Genomic DNA, 20,830 nt, shown 5'->3' with positions numbered 1-20,830 from the left:
GGCGTCAACCGGCGGCCTCGACCGGTTTCGGCTGCGCGGCGCCCGGCAGCACCTCCAGCAGCCGCGCGTCGATCTCGGCGCGCACGGCGCCGTGATCTGCGCCGCGCTCGCCCAGCGACGGCACGGAGATGCCGAACACGTCGACGACCGAGGCGCCCAGGGTGGTCACCTTCGCCCATGCCACGTCGACCCCGACCCGTTCGAACGCCGACGTCAACAGCGCGAGCAGGCCGGGCCGGTCGGCGCTGCGGACCTCGACGATCAGCCGGCCGGGGACGGTGTCGTCGAACCACAGGACGCGCGGTGGCGCCGCGGCGGTGATGGGCACGGCCGCCGGCGGCTCGCCCGCACGCTGCGGGGGCTGCGCCCGTTGCCGCAGCGCGGCGATCACGTCCAGTTCGCCGTCGAGGGCCATGGTGAACTGCTGGCGGAGCAGGTCGGTGGCCGGCGGCGGGCCGAAGTGCGGCGACACCACGAAGGTGTTGATCGCCGACCCCTCGTGGCTGTTGACCGATGCCGAGTGCACCCGCAGCGCGTTCAGCGACAACACCCCTGCCATCTTGGACAGCAGCCCGCGCCGGTCGGGCGCGACGACGGTCACGCGGTGAGCGTGGGTGGCGTCGGCGGGCGCCATCTCGACGTGCACCGCCGGGCGGCCGCCGGCACCGAGCGTCGCGGCGAGCTCGAGCAGCCGTTCGTCGACCGGATCCGGTTGGGGCAGTGGCTCTCCCGCCATCACCAGTCGGCACCGACGGACCAGGTCGCCGATGAGTGACGCCTTCCAGTCGCCCCAGACGCCGGGTCCGGTGGCCAGTGAGTCCGCCTCGGCGAGCACCTGCAGCAGCTCGAGCAGCACCGGGTCGCCGCCGAGCGTGTCCGCGACCGCGGCGATGGTGTCCGGATCCTGCAGATCGCGACGGGTTGCGGTGTGCGGCAACAGCAGGTGGTGGCGCACCATCGCCGACAGCACCGCCACGTCGGATGGCCACAACCCGAGCCGGTTGCCGATCTGGGTGGCGAGCTCGGCGCCGATCACGCTGTGGTCGCCGCCGCGGCCCTTGCCGATGTCGTGCACCAGCGCCCCGAGCAGCAGCAGGTCCGGGCGTGCCACCCGGGTGGTGAACGCGCTTGCGCGCGAGACGGTCTCGACGAGATGACGGTCGACCGTCCAGGTGTGCACCACGTCGCGCGGCGGGAGGTCGCGCACCGCGCCCCATTCGGGGAACAACCGGCCCCACAGTCCCGTTCGGTCCAGTGCCTCGATGACGGCCACCGTGGACTGCCCCGCCGCCAGCATCACCAGCAGGTCCTTGAGCGCCTCGCGTGGCCACGGTGCCCGCAGCTCGGGTGCGCGGTCGGCGAGCCGGCTCAGCGTGGACGCGGCCAGCGGCAGCCCGGTGGTCGCCGACGCTGCCGCCACGCGCAGCACCAGCCCGGGATCGCGCTCCGGCCGGGCGTCGCGGGCCAGCACCACCTCGCCGGCGAATTCCACGACCCCCTCGTCCAACGGGCGGCGCACCGGGCGGCGCAGCGCGGCCAGGCCGCGGCGGGGCAGCGCGTTGCCGGCGGTCCGCAGCCCGGAGTCGACGTAGTAGCTGACCGTGCGGGCGGCGTCGGACAGCGCCCGGGCCAGGTCGAACCGGTCGCCGATGTGCAGCGCGGCGCCGATCTCGTCGGCGTGCTGCGCCAGCAGCAGGTGGCGGCCGCGCCCGGACACCCGGTGCAGCTCCGTACGCACGTTCAGCAGCGTCAGGTGCGCGGCGGCCAGCGAGCCCGACGGCATCGCCGAATGACTGCGGGCCTGGGCGTCGGTGAGCTGGGCGATCGCGAGCGCGTTGAGCAGCTGCACGTCCCGCAGGCCCCCGCGGCCGCTCTTGAGGTCCGGTTCGGCGCGGTGGGCGATCTGGCCGCTGCGCGACCACCGTTCGTGCGTGATGTCGACCAGCTCGCCGAACCGCGATCGGATGCCGGTGCGCCACTGCCGGCGGGCGCCCCCGATCAGCAGCGCCGACAGCTCCGGGTCGCCGGCGATGTGGCGGGCCTCCAGCATGGCCAGCGCGGCCGAGATGTCCTGGTCGGCCACCTGCAGCGCCTCCGGGACCGTCCGCACGCTGTGGTCCAGCCGGATGTTGGCGTCCCACAGCGGATACCACAGCGCGTCGGCGATCTCGCTGACGACGTCGGCGGGCATGTCGTCGTGCAGCAGCGTCAGGTCCAGATCCGAATACGGTTGCAGCTCACGGCGACCCAGCCCGCCCAAGGCGACGATCGCAAAGCCGCTCGACGGCGAGACGCCGATCTCGGCGGCCTTGGTGGTCAACCAGAACTCGTGCAGGTCCTGCAGCGCATCGCGCAGCGCTGCGGCGTGGAGCTGCCGCGGACCACTGGCGGTGAGCTGGCGGGCGGCGGCGGCGAGATCGGTGGCCGGACGCGGCGATCCCGCCGGCGGTGGCGCCATGCCGGCACCACCGGCGGCGGGATCTGTCGGCTCTCTGGTCATGTCGGCCCTCTCCGGCCAAAGATCTGGTGTGCGACCGGAGTTCGGGCCGCGCCGCTACAGCGCGTCGCTACCTCGCTCACCCGTGCGGACCCGGACGACCGTGTCGACCGGGCTGACCCAGACCTTGCCGTCGCCGATCTTCCCGGTGCGGGCCGCCTGCACGATGACGTCCACCACCTTGTCGACGGCGGACTCGTCCACGAGCACCTCGACGCGCACCTTCGGCACGAAATCGACCGAGTACTCGGCGCCGCGGTAGACCTCGGTGTGCCCCTTCTGGCGGCCGTATCCCTGGACCTCGCTGACGGTCATCCCGAGGATGCCCGCCTGCTCGAGGCCGGTCTTGACGTCTTCCAGCGTGAACGGCTTGACGATTGCAGTGATCAGCTTCATTTACTCGATCCCTTTCTGGAGTTTCGATTGTTCCCGATCAGGCGAGTTCGTAAGCAGTTTCTGCATGCTGAGTCTCGTCGATGCCGGTGTCCTCGTCCTCCCTCGGGACGCGCCAGCCCAGCGGCTTGAGCGCGAACGCGATGACCGTCGTCAGCACCCCGGTGAACGCGAGCGCCACCAGCGCGACGATCACCTGGATGATCAGCTGATCGAAACCCCCGCCGTAGAACAGGCCGGTGTCGAGCGCCAGCAGGCCGAGGCTGACCGTGCCCCACAGGCCGGCCACCAGGTGCACGCCGACGACGTCGAGCGAATCGTCGTATCCGAACTTGTATTTCAGCCCGACGGCGAGCGCGGAGAGCACCCCGGCGACCACGCCCACGATGAGCGCACCGACGGCGCTGACGTTCGCGCATGCCGGTGTGATCGCGACCAGGCCGGCGACGATGCCCGACGCCGCCCCGACGCTGGTGGGATGCCCGTCGCGGACCCGCTCGACCAGCAGCCAGCCGAGCATCGCGGCCGCGGTGGCCGCCGTGGTGTTCACCCACACCTGGCCGGCCAGTGCGTCGGCCTTGCCCTCGGATCCCACGTTGAAGCCGAACCAGCCGAACCACAGCAGCGCGGCGCCCAGCATCACCCAGGGGATGTTGTGCGGGCGGTAGGCGGTGCGGCCGAACCCGGCGCGCTTGCCGACCAGCAGCGCGAGCACCAGCGCGGCCATACCGGCGTTGATGTGCACCACGGTGCCGCCGGCGAAGTCGATCGGCACGGTGTTGGCGTGCGTCGTCTCCTCGTTATAGCCGAACAGCCCGGCGGCGATGCTGCCCTCGGCGCCCGACAGCAGGCCGTTGCCCCAGACCATGTGCGCCAGTGGGAAGTACACGACCGTGACCCAGATGCCGCTGAACACCAGCCAGGTGCCGAACTTGACGCGCTCGGCCACCGCGCCGCTGATCAGCGCGACGGTGATGACGGCGAACGTCAGCTGGAACGCCACCCAGACGATCGCCGGCACGGAACCGAACCCGCCGAGCACCACCTGCTCGACGGGGTCGCCGCCGGCCGGATCGGGCACCTCGGCGGTGTTCATGAGCGGCCCGAGGCCGAACAGCGAGAAGGGGTTGTCGAACACGCCGAAGAAGTCGTCCTCCTGGGTCTGTGCCGACGCGAAGGACATCGAGTAGCCCCAGAGCACGTAGATGACGCTGACGACGCCCAGCGATCCGAAAGACATCATCATCATGTTGAGGACGGACTTGCCGCGGGACAGGCCGCCGTAGAAAAAGGCCAGCGCGGGCGTCATGAGCAGCACGAGCGCGGCGCTGGTGAGCACCCAGGCGGTGTCGCCGGTGTCGGCGACACCGAAGACTTCTGCGGGTAGGGCTAAGACCACTGTGTGTCAACCTCCTTGGGAGTGCGCCGAGCAGATTCGGCCTCCCGAGAAGGGTCATCGGCCCGCGTTTCACCTGCGATGCGCAGGTGTTGCGGATGCGTGAACGCCTCGGCGGTCGGTGTTACGCCGGTGTTTCACCCGGCTCTCGGGAAACGTCCGCGCGTCACGAGCCGGCGGCGCTCACCCCAGCAGCGCGTCGACGAAAGCGCCCGGCTCGAACGGCGCGAGGTCGTCGGCGCCCTCCCCCAGCCCCACCAGCTTGACGGGCACACCGAGCTCCTGTTGCACGCGGAAGACGATGCCGCCCTTGGCGGTTCCGTCGAGCTTGGTGAGCACGACACCGGTGATGTCGACCACCTCGGAGAACACCTTGGCCTGCGGCAGGCTGTTCTGCCCGATGGTGGCGTCGAGGACGAGCAGCACCTCGTCGACCGCGGCCCGCTTGCTCACCACCCGCTTGACCTTGCCCAGTTCGTCCATCAACCCGGTCTTGGTGTGCAGCCGCCCGGCGGTGTCGATGAGCACCACGTCGGCGCCCTCGCGGATACCGGCGTCGACCGCGTCGAACGCCACCGACGCCGGGTCTGCGCCCTCGGCGCCGCGCACCACCTGGGCGCCCACGCGCGACGCCCAGGTCTGCAGCTGGTCGGCCGCCGCCGCGCGGAACGTGTCGGCCGCGCCGAGCACCACCCGGCGCCCGTCGGCCACCAGCACCCGCGCCAGCTTGCCGACGGTCGTGGTCTTGCCGGTGCCGTTCACGCCGACCACCAGCAGCACCGACGGGTGGTCGGCGTGCGGCAGCGCCCGGATCGACCGGTCGAACTCCGGGTGCAGTTCGGCGACCAGCACCTCGCGCAGCACCGCGCGCGCATCGGCCTCCGACCGCACCGGGTTGGCGGCCAGCCGGGACCGCAGCGCGGCGACGACCGAGGCGGTGACGGTCGGCCCGAGATCGGCGACCAGCAGCGTCTCCTCGACCTCCTCCCACGAGTCCTCGTCGAGGTCACCGCCGCCGAGCAGCCCGAGCATGCTGCGGCCCAACGCGTTCTGCGACTTGGCGAGCCGGCCCCGCAGCCGCTCGAGCCGGCCCTCCGCTGGCGCGATCGTCTCGACGTCGAGCGCCGGGGCGGGTTCGGGCGGCGCGGGGGCCGGTTCGGGCGGTGCGGTCTCGGGTTCGGGGAGCCGGACGTCGGCGATCGGGCGCTTGATGGCATCGCGCGGGATGGTCGCGTCGTCCCCGACCGCGGGTGAGCCCGCCGTGTCGATCTTCGGGATCGGGGGTGCTGACGATTCGGTGAACGTGATCGCGGACTTCGCCGTGTATCCGCCGGACCGGTCGACCGCTGTGGCACTCTCGTCCCGGGCGCGCAGGCTGATCCGGCTCCGGCGATACCGGACGAGGCCCACGACCAGCGCAACGACGACCAGGACGGCGACAACCGCGATTGCGATCCACAAGGGTTCCGACACCACGCCATTGTCCCAAGCAGGCGGTGACGCGGTGACCGACCCCGCCGGTATGGCGCACCGCAAGCGCCGGCACATCGACGTCTGCCTGACCGAACCGGTCGGGTTCGAGGCGGTGACGACCGGCTTCGAGCGCTACGGGCTGCGCTACAACGCGCTCACCCAGACGACGATGCGCAGCATCGACCTCGGCACGGAGTTCCTGGGTCGGCGGCTCGCGGCCCCGGTGCTCGTCGGGGCGATGACCGGCGGCTCCGAACTGTCCGGGACCATCAACCGCAACCTCGCGGCGGCGGCGCAACGCCTCGGCGTCGGGATGATGCTCGGCTCGCAGCGCATCATGCTCGACGACCGCGACGGCTCGGGTGCGACCGCCAGCTTCGCGGTGCGCGACGTGGCGCCCGACGTGCTGTTGATCGGCAACATCGGGTTGAGCCAGGCGACGCCCGCGGTGCTGCCGGACCTGGTCGGCGCGCTGGACCGGGTGGGCGCGGACGCGCTGGCGGTGCACACCAACCCGCTGCAGGAGGCGCTGCAGCGCGGCGGCGACACCGACTTCGCCGGCTCGATCCACCGGCTGGGCGACATCGCGTCGACGGTCGGCTACCCGGTGCTGCTCAAGGAGGTCGGCCACGGCATCGGGGGCGCCGCGGTGGCCGACATGCTCGCGGTGCTCGGCCAATGCCCCGTCGCGGCCATCGACGTCGCCGGCGCGGGCGGCACGTCGTGGGCGCGGGTCGAGCAGTTCGTGCGGTTCGGCGAACTGAGGTATCCGCAGCTCGCGGACTGGGGCATCCCGACCGCGGTGGCGCTGCGCGAGGTCCGGGCGCAGTTGCCCGCGGTGCCGCTGGTGGCCTCGGGCGGCATCCGCACGGGCACCGACGCGGCCAAGGCGATCGCATTGGGCGCCGACGTGGTGGCGGTCGCCCGCCCGCTGCTGGAACCGGCGATCACCTCGGCCGACGCGGTGGTCGCGTGGCTCGACGACTTCATCGACGAGCTGCGGATCTGCCTGCACGGCTGCGGCGCCGCCAAGCTGGCCGCGCTGCGCGAGGACGCACTCGTCGACCTCTAGGCCGGCGCCGGGACCTTCCGGGACTGCCCCCGGAGCCGCTGCGAGATCACCGTCGTGATGCCGTCGCCCTGCATGGTGACGCCGTAGAGCGCGTCGGCGACCTCCATCGTCGGCTTCTGGTGCGTGATCACGATCAGCTGGGAGCGTTCCCGCAGCTGCTCGAAGAGCCGCAGCAGCCGGTGCAGGTTCACCTCGTCGAGGGCCGCCTCCACCTCGTCCATCACGTAGAACGGCGACGGCCGGGCGCGGAAGATGGCGACCAGCATCGCCACCGCGGTCAGGGACTTCTCGCCGCCCGACAGCAGCGACAGCCGCTTGACCTTCTTGCCCGGCGGCCGGGCCTCGACCTCGACGCCGGTGGTCAGCATGTCGCCCGGATCGGTCAGCAGCAGCCGGCCCTCGCCGCCGGGGAACAGCGTCGCGAACACGTCGCGGAACTCCCGCTCGACGTCGGCGTAGGCGTCGGCGAACACCTGCAGGATGCGGGCGTCGACGTCCTCGACCACGTCGAGCAGGTCCTTGCGGGCGGCCTTCACGTCCTCCAATTGCGTGGCGAGAAACGTGTAGCGCTCCTCGAGCGCGGCGAACTCCTCCAGGGCCAGCGGGTTGACGCGGCCCAGCTCCGCCAGCTCGCGTTCGGCCCGCTTCGCCCGGCGCTCCTGGGTGGGCCGGTCGAAGCGCATCGGCGCCGGTGCGCTCACCTGCTCGCCGCGCTCCTTGGCCTGCTGGTACTCGGCCAGCTCCAATTCGGTCGGCGGCAGCGCGACGTCGGGCCCGTACTCGGCGACCAGGTCGGCCGGCGTCATGCCGAACTGATCGAGCACCTGGGCCTCGAGCTGCTCGATCCGCAGCGCGGCCTGCGCTTTGGCGACCTCGTCGCGGTGCAGGGCGTCGGTGAGCGCGGCGATCCGCGCCGTCAGTTCCGTGACGACGGCGCGCGTCTCGGTCAGCGCGGCGGTGCGCTCGGTGCGCTCGGCTGCCAGCGCGTCACGTGCGCGGGCCGCGGCCCCGACGGCGTCCGCGAGCCGCTCTGCGACCAGCCGGCCCGCGTCGGCGACGGCTGCGGCGACCTCCGCGGCGTGCCGACGGGCCTGCCGCGCCCGTTCGGCCCGCACCCGCGCCTCGCGTTCGGCGGCGGCGGCCCGGCGCAGCGACTCGGCCCGTCCGCGAACGGCGTGAGCGCGTTCCTCGGCGGTGCGCACCGTCAGCCGCGCCTCGACCTCCGCGGCGCGGGCCGCCTCCGCGGCGGCGATCACCGCACCGCGGTCCACCGGCTCGTCGGCGTCGGCCTGCGGCGCCTGTTCGGCGACGCGCAGCCGTTCCTCCAGCTCGCGAAGCGATGCGAGGGTCTGCGCGCGGCTGGCGTCGAGGTCGGCGCGGCGGCGCAACAGCCGGGTGTGCTCCTCCTCGGCCTCGCGCGCCTGCGCACCGAGCCGCCCCAGCTCCTCGTACACCTGGGAGATCGCGGTGTCGGATTCGTTGAGCGCGGCGAGCGCCTGTTCGGCGGCGTCCTGCCGGTCGCGCAGCTCGGCACGGGCGCCGGCGAGCGCGGCGCCGAGCTCGGTGATCCGCCGTTCGGCGCCGGCCAGCTCGGTGCGCGCCTGATCGACCGCGGCCGCGATCTCCAGCGTGCTCGGCCGCCGGTCGGAGCCCCCGGCGACCCAGCCGGCACCCACCAGGTCGCCGTCGCGGGTCGCGGCGCGCAGCCGCGGTTGGGCTTTCACCAGCGCCAACGCTGCGGGCAGCTCGTCGACCACGACGACGTCGGCCAGCAGCGCCTGCACCGCACCGCGCAACCGGGCCGGCGCCTCGACCAGCTCGATCGCCGGCCGGGCGCCCGCGGGCAGGTCGGGCGCGGGCACCGCGGTCGGCTGCCAGTCGCCGAGCAGGATCGCCGACCGGCCGCCGTCAGACTCCTTGAGCGCCCGCACGGCCGCGCCGGCCGCCGCGGCGTCGTCGGCGGCCACCGCATCGGCCGCCGCCCCCAGCGCCGCCGCGACCGCGACCTCGTAGCCGGGCGAGACCTTCACCAGCTGCGCGACCGAACCGAAGATGCCGGCCCCGGCGCGGTGCTGGGTGAGCCACGCCGCGCCGTCCTTGCGGTCCAGGCCCACCGACAGCGCCTCGATCCGGGCGCGCAGCGACGCCACCTGGCGCTCGGCGGCCCGTTCGGCGGTCTCGAGCTCGGCGACCCGTTCGGCGGCGCCGCGCAGCGCAGCGACCGTGCGGTCGTGGTGCTCGTCGAGCCCGGCCTCGCCGGCGTCGAGTTCGTCGACGCGGGCCTGCACCGTCTCGAACTCGGCGCGCGCGGCGTCGGCGCGCACGGCCGCGACCCCGATGGAATCGGTCACGCGGGTGATCTCGGCGTCGATGGACTCGACCCGCGTGCGCATGGTGTCGACCTGGCCGGCCAGTCGTGCGAGCCCCTCCCGGCGGTCCGCTTCGGCCCGCACCGCCGCCAGGTGCGCCCGCTCGGCCGCCGCCGCCGCGCCCTCACGCTGCGCCAGCTCCGCCTTCGCCGCCGCGAGCGCGGTGCGCGCCGCTTCCAGTTTCGTGCGCAGCCGCGCCTCCCGGGCGGCCATCTCGTCGGCCTGGGCGTCCAGCTGGTCGGGGTCGGCGCCGGCGGCGCGGGTCGCTTCGGCTCCGCCGGTCGTCGCCGCCCAGGAGTCGAGGTGCGCGGCCCGCTCGGTGGCGATCCGCACGGTCGCGCTCACCCGTTCGGCCAGCGCCGACAGCCGGAACCAGGTCTGCTGCGCGGCGTCGGCCCGGGTCCGCAGCGCCGCCACCGCCGCCTCGTGCGCAGCGAGCTCGGCCTGGGCGGTCGCCAGCCGGGCCGCGGCGTCGTCGTGCTCGCGGCGCAGCGCCGCCTCGGTCTCGGCGGTGTCGGCCAGTTCGGCCTGGCGGGTCACCACGTCGTCGGCGGCCAGCCGCAGCCGGGCGTCGCGCAGGTCGGCCTGGATGGTCTGCGCGCGGCGCGCCATCTCCGCCTGCCGGCCCAGCGGTTTGAGCTGGCGGCGCAGCTCGGTGGTGAGGTCGGTGAGCCGCGCCAGGTTCGCCGACATCGCGTCGAGCTTGCGGACCGCCTTCTCCTTGCGTTTGCGGTGCTTGAGGACGCCGGCCGCCTCCTCGATGAACGCGCGGCGGTCCTCGGGCCGCGATTCGAGGATCTGGCTGAGCCGGCCCTGGCCGACGATGACGTGCATCTCGCGGCCGATGCCGGAATCGCTGAGCAACTCCTGGACGTCCATGAGCCGACAACCGGAGCCGTTGATCTCGTACTCGCTGGCGCCGTCGCGGAACATGCGCCGGGTGATGGACACCTCGGAGTACTCGATGGGAAGCGCGTGGTCGGAGTTGTCGATCGTGACGGTGACCTCGGCGCGCCCGAGCGGGGCGCGCGACGACGTCCCGGCGAAGATGACGTCCTCCATCTTCCCGCCGCGCAGCACCTTGGCGCCCTGCTCCCCCATCACCCAGCTCAGCGCGTCGACGACGTTCGACTTGCCGGAGCCGTTGGGTCCGACGACGCACGTGATGCCCGGTTCGAACCGGAGCGTCGTCGGGGACGCAAAGGACTTGAAGCCCTTCAACGTCAGGCTCTTGAGGTGCATGGCGTGCCAGCGTACCGGCGGGCGCCCTACCGCTCGGTGAAGCCGGAGATCGGGTCTTTCGCCTCGGCGAAGTCCGCGACGACGGTGTCGACGCGCCCCGGCGCCGCACCGGATCGGAGCTGGTCGAGGAGGCGTTCGCACGCCTCGCGCGGTCCCTGGGCGACGACCTGCACCCGCCCGTCGGGGTGGTTGGCGGCGTAGCCGGTCAGCCCGAGCTCCAGCGCCCGGCAGCGGGTCCACCAGCGGAAACCGACGCCCTGGACGTGGCCGTGCACCCAGGCGGTCAGCCGGACGTCGCCGGTGTCAGGTGCGCTCACCGCGCACCTCGAACACGATCTCGGTGCCCGACTTCAAGGTGCGGCCCACGGTGCAGACCTGGTCGACGGCCCGGTGGACGACCGTCAGCAGCCGGGCCACCTCGGCCTCGCCGAGCTGCGAGAGGTCCACCCGCAGTTCCTCGGTGAGCTTCGGGTAGCGCTCCTGTTCGCGGTCGGCGGCGCCCGACACCGCGATGGTGGCCGCGTAGTCGTCGCCGAGGCGCCGGCGCAGCGGCTGGTCGCTGCTCATGCCGCTGCACGCGGCCAGCGCGATCTTGAGCAGTTCGCCCGGGGTGAAGACACCCTCGACGTCCTCGGACCCGACCAGCACCTGCGCGCCGCGCGAACTCCGTCCGGTGTACCGGCGCACGCCGGTACGTTCCACCCACAACTCGGTCACGTCGCTCATTCTCCCGTCTGCTGTCCGCGCACCGCGGCCACCGCTTTCACCAGCAGGCCGCGCTCCATCGCACCGTCGTCCGACGGCGGCGGACCGGTCGCGGTGCTCTGCACGCCGACCGCAAGGGTGTCGGTCACCTGCGCGCGGAACGTGATCGACGCGGTCCGCACCGGCGGATTGCCGTAGGAGAGCGTGGCGCGATAGCCGTGGGCGGCCGCGCCGGTGATCTCCGGCGGCGGGATCGGCTCGACCTCCCCCAACACGGCGCCGCCCACCGAACGCACGGTGACACGCTCGCAGCCGGCGGGCCGATCCACCGGCAGCGGCTGCTCGGTGGCGATCGCCACGACGGTGATGCTGCGGTCGCCGGTGCCCTCGACGCCCTCCACCGTGGCGCCGACCGCGTCGGGCAGCACGTTGTCGAGGCCGCGGCACTGCGGCGGCTCGACCGTGAGGCCCGCGGGCAGCGCGGCGGCATGGTCGATCTGCTCGCGGGTCAGCGTGGACCGCGGCAGCGACCGCACCCGGTAGGTCACCGGGAAGTCGTTGACCAACAACCCGATTCGGGAGATGTCGACGTCGGCGCGCGGCGGCGCGGTGCCGCCGGCGGAGTCACACGCCGCGAGCGTCGCGGCGGCCAGCGCCAGGGCGACCGTCAGGCGGAACACCCGCGTCACCGTACCCGCGGTGGCGGCTGACACGCCGGGCAGTAGAACGACGACCGGTTGGTGAACTTCTCGCGCCGCATCACCGTGCCGCACCGCCGGCAGCCCCGGCCCGCTCGGCCGTAGGCGTTGAGCGAGCGTTCGAAGTAGCCGGACTCGCCGTTGACGTTGACGTACAGCGAGTCGAAGGACGTGCCGCCCTCGGCCAGCGCGGCGGTCATGACGGTGGCGGCGGCGTCGAGCAGTTCGGTCAGCCGCCGCCGCGCCACGGTGGCGGCGATCCGGCGCGGGTGCAGCCGGGCCAGCCAGAGCGCCTCGTCGGCGTAGATGTTGCCGATGCCCGACACCACCGTCTGGTCGAGCAGCTGGCGCTTGACCTCGGAATGCTTGCGGCGCAACACCGTCACGCATGCGTCGCGGTCGAACCGCGGGTCGAGCGGGTCGCGCGCGATGTGCGCGACCGGCTGCGGGACCGCGGTGCCGTCGACGGTGACGAGGTCGGCGAGCAGCCAGCCCCCGAACGTGCGCTGGTCGACGAAGCTCAGCGGCGTCCCGTCGTCGAGCAGCGCGGCGATGCGCACGTGGTCGTCGCGCGGCACGGGGCCGAGCAGCATCTGTCCACTCATCCCGAGGTGCACGACCAGCGCGGCTGTGCCGTCGCCGAGCGTGAGCCACAGGTACTTTCCGCGCCGGCCGGTCCCGGTGATCCGCTCGCCCAGCAGGCGGGCGGTGAGATCCGCCGGACCCGCCTCGTGGCGGCGCACCGCCCGCGGATGGTGCACCCGCACGGCGGTGATCGCGCGGCCGACGACGTGGGCGTCGAGTCCGCGCCGCACCACCTCGACCTCCGGGAGCTCGGGCACCTCTCAGGCGTTCTCGAGCGCGGTCCACGCCGCCGCCGCCGCCTGCTGTTCGGCTTCCTTCTTCGAACGGCCCACGCCCGCACCGTATTCGGTGTCCATCACGACGACCGACGCGGTGAACTGCTTGTCGTGGTCGGGACCGGTCGACGTGACGACGTAGGTCGGCACGCCCAGCCCGCGCGCGGCGGTGAGCTCCTGCAGGCTGGTCTTCCAGTCCAGGCCGGCGCCCAGCGTCGGCGCGGTGTCGAGCAGCGCGCCGAACAGCCGCAGGATCACCTCGCGGGCCACCTCGATGCCGTGCTGCAGGTACACCGCGCCCAGGAGCGACTCCATGGTGTCGGCGAGGATGCTCGCCTTGTCCGCACCGCCGGTGTTCACCTCGCCGCGGCCCAGCAGCAGGTGCGGGCCGAGCCCGCCGTCGCCGAGCCCGCGCGCCACCGTCGCCAGCGCCTGGGTGTTGACGATGCTGGCGCGCAGCTTGGCCAGATCGCCCTCGGAGCGGTCGGGGTGGCGGTGGTAGAGCTCGTCGGTGATGGTCAGTCCGAGCACCGCGTCGCCGAGGAACTCCAGCCGCTCGTTGGTGGGCAGCCCGCCGTTCTCGTAGGCGTAGCTGCGGTGGGTCACGGCCAGCGTGAGGAGGTCGTCGGGCAGCTCCACGCCCAGCGCCGCCAGCAGCGCCGCGGAAGATGCGCTCACGAACCGCCGTCCCCGGGCTGGGAGAACATGCCCGAGAGCTTCGCCCACCGCGGATCGATCTGGTCGTGGCCGTGATCGGGGCCGGCCTCGGCCAGCGGGGCGCCGCAGACGGTGCACAACCCCGGGCAGTCGTCGCGGCACAGCGGCGCGAACGGCAGCGCCAGCCCGACCGCGTCGATGATGGGCTGTTCGAGGTCGACGGTGTCCGGCACCCCGCTCGCGCCGACGCGCGGGATCTCCTCGGAGTCGGTGGTCGCCTCCGTCGCGGTCTCGGGATAGGCGAACAGCTCGGTCAGCTCGATCTCGACGTCGCCGGTCACGGCGGTCAGGCAGCGGGCGCACTCGCCGGTGGTCGGCGCGAACACCGTGCCGGTCACCAGGACGCCTTCCGACACCGACTGCAGTTGCAGGTCCAGTTCGAACGGCGCATCCCGGTCGATGCCGACCAGGTCGAGCCCGATGCGCGCCGGGCTGGGCACGGTCTTCGCCACGGTGATCATCGATCCCGGGCGTCTCCCGAGCCGCGCGATGTTGACGGTCAGCGGCGACTCGGGCGCGCGCCTTCCCTGTTGCGTGGCCATACCGGCGATTTTACCGGCGGACCAGGAGCAGGCCGGCGAGCGCGACGGACGTCAGCGCTGGGCGTAGTCGTGCGTGCCGGCCGCGGTGCGCAGCTGGTGGCGGCCCCGGTTCACCGAGCGCAGCGTGCCGTTGAGGAATTCCTCGAACTCGGCGAGCTTGCTGTCGACGTAGATGTCGCATTCGCCGCGCATCCGGTCGGCCTCGGCGTGGGCGGCGTCGAGCATGCGGGCCGCCTCGGCGCGGGCGGTCTGCACCACCTCGGTCTGCGCGACCAGCCGCTGCTGCTCTTTGATGCCTTCCTGGATCGCCTTCTCGTAGGACAGGTTCCCGCTCTCGATCAGCCGGTCGGCCTCGGCCTTGGCCCGCGTGGTGGCGGCGTCGTACTCGCGCTTGGCCGACGCGCTGATCCGCGAGGCCTCGTCGCGCGCCTCGGCGACGAGCTGTTCGCAATGGGCGCGGGCCTCGGCGACCATGCGGTCGGCCTGCGATTTGGCGTCGGCCAGCAGCCGGTCGGCCTCGCTGCGGGCGTGGCTCAGCATCGACTCGGACTCGGCGGTGGCCGTCTCGACCATCGACGTCGAGTGCTCCTTGGCGTCGCGCAGCATGGCGTCGCGCGCGTCGAGCACGTCCTGGGCGTCGTCGAGCTCGCCGGGGATGGCGTCCTTGATGTCGTCGATCAGCTCCAGGACGTCGCCGCGCGGCACGACGCAGCCGGCCGTCATCGGCACGCCGCGCGCTTCCTCCACGATCGCGCCCAGTTCGTCGAGCGCTTCAAAAACTCGGTACACGGCCACACCCTTTCGAGGCTGAGTTGTCCGTTGCCAGTGTGCCTTGTGTGACGCCTGTGACTGGGCAGCGCGGCGTGGTGTGTCTCGCCTCTCCCCCGCGAACGTTCATTACCGTCAGAGTTTTCGCACGAATGTCGACCGGTAATGAACGTTCGGCCGAGGGGGGTCAGGGCTGCCGGTCGCGAAGCTTGCGCCGCAGTGCGCGGTTCACCGGTTCGGGAAGCAGCTCCGAGACGTCCCCGCCGAGCGCCGCCACCTCCTTGGCCAGCGACGACGACACGAAGGCAAAGCGCGGATCGGTCGCCACGAAGAAGGTGTCGACGCCCGCGATGTGGGAGTTCATCTGCGCCATCTGCAGCTCGTACTCGAAGTCGGTGGAGCTGCGCAGCCCCTTCACGATGGCCGAGTGGCCGCGCGCCCGGACGAAATCCACGACCAAACCCTGACCGGCCTCGGCCCGCACGTTCGGCAGGTGTGCGGTGCACTCCTCGATGAGCGCCAGCCGCTCGTCGGTGCCGAACATGCCGCGCTTGTTGGGGTTCACCAGCACCGCGACGATGACCTCGTCGAACTGCGCCGCCGCCCGCTCGACGACGTCGAGGTGGCCCAGGGTCACCGGGTCGAACGATCCCGGGCAGACGGCGCCAGTCATGGACGACGACGCTAGCAGGGCGCTACCGCACCTCGGCGAGATCGACCCGGGTGTCGCCGTAGCGGCGGGCGCGCCACGGCGACCAGCCCGCGGGCCACCGCGGCGCCCGGCTCGACGCGCGCCGTTCGACCACCACCACCGAGCCCGGCGCCACCCAGCCGCCGGCCGCCAGCGCCGTCAGCACCGCATCGAGCTGGGCGTCGGGCAGGTCGTAGGGCGGGTCGGCGAGCACGAGGTCGAACGGGCCGGCGCTCCCGCCGGCCAGCGCCGCCGACACCCGCCGGTTGAGCACCGTCGCGCCGGCCAGGCCGAGCGTCTCGGCGTTGCGCCGGATCACCGCGGCCGCACGCCCATCCGATTCCACGAACGTGGCGGTCGCCGCACCCCGCGACAGCGCTTCGAGCCCCAACGCGCCCGAACCCGCATAGAGGTCGAGCACCGCGATCCCCTCGACGTCGAGGTGCGCGGCGAGCACGTTGAACACCGCCTCGCGGACCCGGTCGGTCGTCGGCCGGGTGCCGCCACCGGTCTTCGGCACCGCCAGCCGCCGGCCGCCGGCCCGCCCGGCGATGATGCGGCTCAGCCGGTGCCCCCGTCGCGGCTGCCGATTACCAGCAGCAGGTCGCCGCCCTCCACCTGCGCAGTGCGCGACACCGCGATGCGCGCAACGGTTCCCGCCTTGGGCGCGGTGATCGCGGCCTCCATCTTCATCGCCTCGATGGTCGCCACCGTCTGCCCGGCCTCGATGGCGTCGCCGACGTCCACCCCGACGGTGACGACCCCGGCGAACGGGGCGGCGATGTGGTCCGGGTCGCGGCGGTCGGCCCGCTCCGCGGTGGGGATCTCGCTGGCAATGCTGTTGTCGCGCACCAGGATCGGCCGCAACTGTCCGTTCAGCAGGCACATCACGGTGCGCATGCCGCGCTCGTCGGGGTCGGAGATCGCCTCCAGCCCGATGAGCAGCTGGACGCCGCGCTCCAACTCCACCCGGTGCTCGTCGCCGTGGCGCAGCCCGTAGAAGAACTGGTTGGCCGAGAGTCGCGAGGTGTCGCCGTAGAGCTCGCGATGCGCCTCGAGTTCGCGGGTCGGGCCGGGGAACAGCAGCCGGTTCAGCGTGGCCTGCCGCTGCGGCCCGGGTTGGGCGAGCAGCTTCTCGTCGTCGGCGGTGAGCTCGGGCGCCGGCTTCGCGGGCGCGCGGCCGGCCAGCGCCCGCGTGCGCAGCGGTTCCGGCCAGCCGCCCGGCGGCTCGCCCAGTTCGCCGCGCAGGAAGCCGATCACCGAGTCCGGGATGTCGAAGCGGTCGGGCTCGGCGGCGAAGTCGTCGGCGGTGACACCGGCTCCGACCAGCGCGAGCGCCAGGTCGCCGACCACCTTCGACGACGGTGTCACCTTCACCAGCCGCCCCAGCACCCGGTCGGCGCCCGCGTAGGCGGCCTCGATCTCCTCGAACCGGTCGCCCAGGCCCAGCGCGATGGCCTGCTGGCGCAGGTTCGACAGCTGCCCGCCGGGGATCTCGTGGGAGTACACGCGCCCGGTCGGGGACGGCGGGCCCGACGCGGCGACGTCGAAGGGCGCGTACACCTTCCGCAGCGCCTCCCAGTACGGCTCGAGGTCGCAGACCGCGGCGAGCGAGAGCCCGGTATCGCGGTCGGTGTGGGCGGCCGCGGCGACGATCGAGCTCAGCGCCGGCTGGCTGGTGGTGCCGGCCAGCGGTGCCGCCGCGCCGTCCACCGCCGACGCCCCGGCCTGCCAGGCCGCGACGAGCGTCGCGAGCTGCCCGCCGGGGGTGTCGTGGGTGTGCACGTGCACCGGCAGGTCGAACCGGTCGACCAGTGCCGACACCAGCGTGGCGGCGGCGGGTGGCCGCAGCAGCCCGGCCATGTCCTTGATCGCCAGCACGTGGGCGCCGGCGTCGACGATCTGCTCGGCGAGCCGCAGGTAGTAGTCGAGGGTGTAGAGCTGCTCGGCGGGATCGGAGAGATCGCCGGTGTAGGACATCGCCACCTCGGCCACCGCGGCGCCGGTGGCGCGGACCGCGTCGATGGCGGGCCGCATCGAGTCGACGTTGTTGAGCGCGTCGAAGATCCGGAAGATGTCGATTCCGGTCGCGGTCGCCTCGTCGACGAACGCGGAGGTGACCGACTCCGGGTACGGCGTGTAGCCGACGGTGTTGCGGCCCCGCAGCAGCATCTGCAGGCAGATGTTCGGCATCGCCTCCCGCAGGGCTGCCAGCCGCTCCCACGGATCCTCCTTGAGGAACCGCAGCGCGACGTCATACGTTGCGCCGCCCCAACATTCGACGCTCAGCAGCTGCGGGGTCATCCGGGCGACGTACGGGGCCACCATCAACAGCCCCGTCGACCGCAGCCGGGTCGCGAGCAGCGATTGATGCGCGTCGCGGAACGTGGTGTCGGTGACGGCGACCGCGGGTTCGTCCTTCAACCAGCGGGCGAACCCTTCGGGCCCGAGTGCGGCGAGCCGCTGCTTGGAGCCGGCGGGCGGTTCACTCGTCAGGTCCAGCACCGGCAGCTTGTCCTGCGGGTACACCGTCGAGGGCCGCGGCCCGTGCGGCTGGTTGACGGTGACGTCGGCGAGGTAGTTGAGGATGCGGGTGCCGCGGTCGGCCGGGGTGCGGGCGGTGAGCAGGTAGGGCCGCTCCTCGATGAACGAGGTGGTGACCCGGCCCGCCCGGAAGTCGGGGTCGTTGACCACCGCCTGCAGGAACGGGATGTTCGTCGACACGCCGCGCACCCGGAACTCGGCGAGCGCCCGGCGGGCCCGCGCCACCGCGGTCGAGAAGTCCCGGCCGCGGCAGGTCAGCTTCACCAGCATCGAGTCGAAGTGGGCGCTGATCTCCGCGCCCAGGTGCGTGCCGCCGTCGAGCCGGATGCCGGCGCCGCCCGGTGAGCGGTAGCCGGTGATGCGGCCGGTGTCGGGCCGGAACCCGTTGGCCGGGTCCTCGGTGGTGATGCGGCACTGCATGGCGAAACCCCGCGGCGCGGTCAACGTGTCCTGCCGCAGCCCCAGGTCCGCCAGCGATTCGCCGTCGGCGATGCGCAGCTGGCTGGCCACCAGGTCGACGTCGGTGATCTCCTCGGTGACCGTGTGCTCCACCTGGATGCGGGGGTTCATCTCGATGAACACGTGCTGGCCGCGCTCGTCGAGCAGGAACTCGACGGTGCCGGCGAACGCGTAGTCGATGTGGCGGGCGAACGCCACCGCGTCGGCGCAGATCCGCTCCCGCAGCTCCGGGTGGAGGTTCGGCGCGGGCGCCAGCTCGATCACCTTCTGGTGCCGACGCTGCAGGCTGCAGTCGCGCTCGAAGAGGTGCACCACGTCGCCGGAGGTGTCGGCGAGGATCTGCACCTCGATGTGGCGGGGGTTCTGCACCGCCTGTTCGAGGTACACCGACGGATCCCCGAAGGCCGACTCCGCCTCGCGGCTGGCCGCCTCGATCGCTTCGCGCAGCGCGTCGGGGTCGGTGACGCGGCGCATGCCGCGGCCCCCGCCGCCGGAGACGGCCTTGACGAAGACCGGGAACGTCAGGCCGGCCGCGGCGGCCAGCAGCTCGTCGACCGACGTCGACGGCGGCGTCGACACCAGCACCGGCAGCCCCGCCTCCCGCGCGGCCTCGATCGCGCGGACCTTCGACCCGGTCAGCTCGAGCACGTCGGCGCTGGGGCCGACGAAGGTGATGCCGGCCGCGGCGCAGGCCGCCGCCAGCTCCGGGTTCTCCGAGAGGAAGCCGTAGCCGGGATAGACCGCGTCGCAGCCGGCGTGGCGGGCGACGCGGATGATCTCGTCGACCGACAGGTACGCCCGCACCGGGTGGCCGATGTCGCCGATCTGGTAGGACTCGTCGGCCTTGAGGCGGTGCAGCGAGTTGCGGTCCTCGTAGGGATAGACCGCGACGGTGCCGATGCCGAGTTCGTATGCCGCCCGGAACGCGCGGATGGCAATCTCACCGCGGTTGGCGACCAGGACCTTGGAAATCACTACAGGAGCGTGGACCAGTAGCTCCAGAATTGCACGCCGAGCAACAGGATCACCGCCGTGAACCACAGCGCGGTGAGCGACCAGCGCCACTGGTGGAGGACGCCGACGACGCCGCCGCGGGCGTGGGCCTGGGTGGCGATCGAGGTGACGGTGACGAGCAGCGGGATGGTCACCGACCACACGACCATGCAGTACGGGCACAGCGCGCCGATGGTGAACACGCTCTGGTAGATCAGCCAGTGCACGAACACCGCGCCGAGCGCCGTACCGGCCGCCAGCGCGGTCCAGTACCAGCGCGGCAGCGCAACCCCCATCACGGCGAGCACCCCGGTGACCACGACGACGGTGAACGCCACGATGCCGATCAGCGGGTTGGGGAAGCCGAACACCTGCGCCTGCGGCGTGACCATCACCGACCCGCAGGACAGCACCGGGTTGATGCTGCACGACGGCACGTAGGCGGGGTCGCCGAGCATGTGGATCTTCTCGATCGTGAGCGTCAGCGCCGACCCCAGCCCGACGATGCCGGCGATCAGCACCCACCAGGCGGCCGCGCGACCGACCGGTGTCCCGCCCGCCGCCGGCAGCTCCTGGGAGGGTGGCGCCGGGTCGAGGGCGGCGTCCGACGCGACGGTCACGGCGCCGCCGGGGTGGCGGGCGCTGCCGGCGTGGCGGGCGCCGGCGTGGCGGGCGCGGGGATGGCTGCCGGCAGCTGGCCGCCGAGCGCGTCCTTCACCTTGGCCTCGAGCTGGTCGAGCTCGATCTCCTCGCCGTTGAGCCGCAGGGTCGGCGTCCGGCTGATCTTGCCGGCCGCGGCCATGCCCTGCACCATCTCGACGTACTTGCCGCTGCTGATGCACTGCGGGACCGAACCGACCACCCCGGCCTGGCGCGCGTACTCGATCAGCTTGGCGTCGTCGGGGTAGGTGCCGCTGTTCTCGACGGGCTGGATGCCGGGCCGGTAGAGCAACCGGTGGAACTCCCGGAAGGCGTCGGTCGACTCGTCGGCGACGCAGTATGCGGCAGAACCGGCGCGCGACGAGTACCCGTCGCCGCGCTGGTCGAGGATGCTCACCATGTGGTAGTCGACGGCGACGGCGCCCGAGGCGATCAGCTCGTCGAGCTTCGGACCGACCTGCTGCTCGAACGCCCCACAGGCCGGGCACAGGAAGTCCTCGTAGAGGCTCAGCACCACCTTCGGCTCGTCGCTGCCGTCCTTGGTGATGACGTTCTCCGACACCACCCGCACGGCGCGTGCCTCGTCCTTACCGACCTTCTTCTCGCCGTGCATGACGATGTAGGACACCAGCCCGGCGGCGAACAGGATCACCACGGCCGTCAACCCGATCTGCACGAACAGGTTGCGACGCCGGTCCTGCTTCTTCAGGTCGTAGCGGACGGGCTTCTTCGATGTGGCGGCCACGGTGCG

18 protein-coding genes are annotated in these 20,830 nt (G+C 72.7%); 1 reads left to right on the top strand and 17 read right to left on the bottom strand.

The window, feature by feature from the left end:
* Positions 1-4: 4 nt before the first annotated feature.
* The 4 genes from LV457_RS15755 to ftsY form a co-directional block, all read right to left on the bottom strand.
* The gene (locus LV457_RS15755) at positions 5-2,500 is read right to left on the bottom strand and encodes a [protein-PII] uridylyltransferase (RefSeq protein ID WP_232172234.1); all 2,496 of its coding nucleotides are present in this window, start codon (positions 2,498-2,500) and stop codon (positions 5-7) included.
* Positions 2,501-2,554: 54 nt separating this feature from the next.
* Positions 2,555-2,893: a P-II family nitrogen regulator gene (locus tag LV457_RS15750; protein ID WP_232172232.1), complete on the bottom strand. Its 339-nt coding sequence runs from the start codon at positions 2,891-2,893 to the stop codon at positions 2,555-2,557.
* A gap of 37 nt (positions 2,894-2,930) precedes the next feature.
* Positions 2,931-4,289, bottom strand: coding sequence for an ammonium transporter (locus LV457_RS15745; RefSeq protein ID WP_232172230.1), 1,359 nt, complete (start codon positions 4,287-4,289; stop codon positions 2,931-2,933).
* 180 nt (positions 4,290-4,469) lie between these two features.
* Positions 4,470-5,759 carry a signal recognition particle-docking protein FtsY gene (ftsY, locus tag LV457_RS15740; protein ID WP_232172228.1) on the bottom strand — a complete coding sequence of 430 codons (1,290 nt, stop codon included), beginning with the start codon at positions 5,757-5,759 and terminating at the stop codon, positions 4,470-4,472.
* 49 nt (positions 5,760-5,808) lie between these two features.
* On the opposite strand from ftsY, the gene fni reads away from it, so the two are divergent.
* Positions 5,809-6,831, top strand: a complete 1,023-nt coding sequence (gene fni, locus LV457_RS15735; protein WP_232172594.1) for a type 2 isopentenyl-diphosphate Delta-isomerase — start codon at positions 5,809-5,811, stop codon at positions 6,829-6,831.
* Here fni and smc read toward each other — a convergent pair.
* From smc to LV457_RS15670, 13 genes are all read right to left on the bottom strand, one after another.
* Positions 6,828-10,442: a chromosome segregation protein SMC gene (gene smc, locus LV457_RS15730; RefSeq protein WP_232172226.1), complete on the bottom strand. Its 3,615-nt coding sequence runs from the start codon at positions 10,440-10,442 to the stop codon at positions 6,828-6,830. The two genes, fni and smc, sit on opposite strands and share 4 nt — an antisense overlap.
* A 26-nt stretch (positions 10,443-10,468) precedes the next feature.
* Positions 10,469-10,759, bottom strand: coding sequence for an acylphosphatase (locus LV457_RS15725; RefSeq protein ID WP_232172224.1), 291 nt, complete (start codon positions 10,757-10,759; stop codon positions 10,469-10,471).
* A complete protein-coding gene (locus LV457_RS15720; RefSeq protein WP_232172222.1) occupies positions 10,746-11,159 on the bottom strand; it encodes an OsmC family protein in 414 nt (137 codons plus the stop codon). Before LV457_RS15720 ends, LV457_RS15725 begins: the two co-directional genes overlap by 14 nt.
* A 5-nt stretch (positions 11,160-11,164) precedes the next feature.
* Entirely contained in the window at positions 11,165-11,827 is a 663-nt protein-coding gene (locus LV457_RS15715; protein ID WP_232172221.1) for a DUF5642 family protein, read from the bottom strand.
* Positions 11,828-11,832: 5 nt separating this feature from the next.
* The gene (gene mutM, locus LV457_RS15710) at positions 11,833-12,687 is read right to left on the bottom strand and encodes a bifunctional DNA-formamidopyrimidine glycosylase/DNA-(apurinic or apyrimidinic site) lyase (RefSeq protein ID WP_232172219.1); all 855 of its coding nucleotides are present in this window, start codon (positions 12,685-12,687) and stop codon (positions 11,833-11,835) included.
* Between the two features lie 3 nt (positions 12,688-12,690).
* Positions 12,691-13,383: a ribonuclease III gene (gene rnc / locus LV457_RS15705; RefSeq protein ID WP_232172217.1), complete on the bottom strand. Its 693-nt coding sequence runs from the start codon at positions 13,381-13,383 to the stop codon at positions 12,691-12,693.
* Complete coding sequence (locus LV457_RS15700) at positions 13,380-13,964, bottom strand: DUF177 domain-containing protein (RefSeq protein ID WP_232172215.1); 585 nt, start codon at positions 13,962-13,964, stop codon at positions 13,380-13,382. The genes rnc and LV457_RS15700 overlap by 4 nt, the downstream gene beginning before the upstream one ends.
* Before the next feature lie 51 nt (positions 13,965-14,015).
* Positions 14,016-14,753 (bottom strand): cell division protein SepIVA, encoded by a 738-nt coding sequence (sepIVA, locus tag LV457_RS15695; RefSeq protein ID WP_232172213.1) that lies wholly within the window; start codon positions 14,751-14,753, stop codon positions 14,016-14,018.
* 166 nt (positions 14,754-14,919) lie between these two features.
* On the bottom strand, positions 14,920-15,405 hold the full coding sequence (coaD, locus tag LV457_RS15690) for a pantetheine-phosphate adenylyltransferase (protein ID WP_232172211.1): 486 nt from the start codon (positions 15,403-15,405) through the stop codon (positions 14,920-14,922).
* Positions 15,406-15,427: 22 nt separating this feature from the next.
* Positions 15,428-15,988, bottom strand: a complete 561-nt coding sequence (gene rsmD, locus LV457_RS15685) for a 16S rRNA (guanine(966)-N(2))-methyltransferase RsmD (protein WP_232172593.1) — start codon at positions 15,986-15,988, stop codon at positions 15,428-15,430.
* Positions 15,985-19,401 carry a pyruvate carboxylase gene (locus LV457_RS15680; RefSeq protein WP_232172209.1) on the bottom strand — a complete coding sequence of 1,139 codons (3,417 nt, stop codon included), beginning with the start codon at positions 19,399-19,401 and terminating at the stop codon, positions 15,985-15,987. The genes rsmD and LV457_RS15680 overlap by 4 nt, the downstream gene beginning before the upstream one ends.
* Positions 19,401-20,039 (bottom strand): vitamin K epoxide reductase family protein, encoded by a 639-nt coding sequence (locus LV457_RS15675; protein ID WP_374198869.1) that lies wholly within the window; start codon positions 20,037-20,039, stop codon positions 19,401-19,403. The genes LV457_RS15680 and LV457_RS15675 overlap by 1 nt, the downstream gene beginning before the upstream one ends.
* Positions 20,036-20,824 carry a DsbA family protein gene (locus tag LV457_RS15670; RefSeq protein ID WP_232172207.1) on the bottom strand — a complete coding sequence of 263 codons (789 nt, stop codon included), beginning with the start codon at positions 20,822-20,824 and terminating at the stop codon, positions 20,036-20,038. Before LV457_RS15670 ends, LV457_RS15675 begins: the two co-directional genes overlap by 4 nt.
* Positions 20,825-20,830 lie beyond the last annotated feature (6 nt).

Source organism: Mycobacterium sp. MYCO198283, assembly GCF_021213805.1.
Taxonomy (GTDB): Bacteria; Actinomycetota; Actinomycetes; order Mycobacteriales; family Mycobacteriaceae; genus Mycobacterium.
The sequence above is the reverse complement of the archived record's forward strand: the minus strand, read 5'-3'. Positions and strand labels throughout refer to the sequence as shown.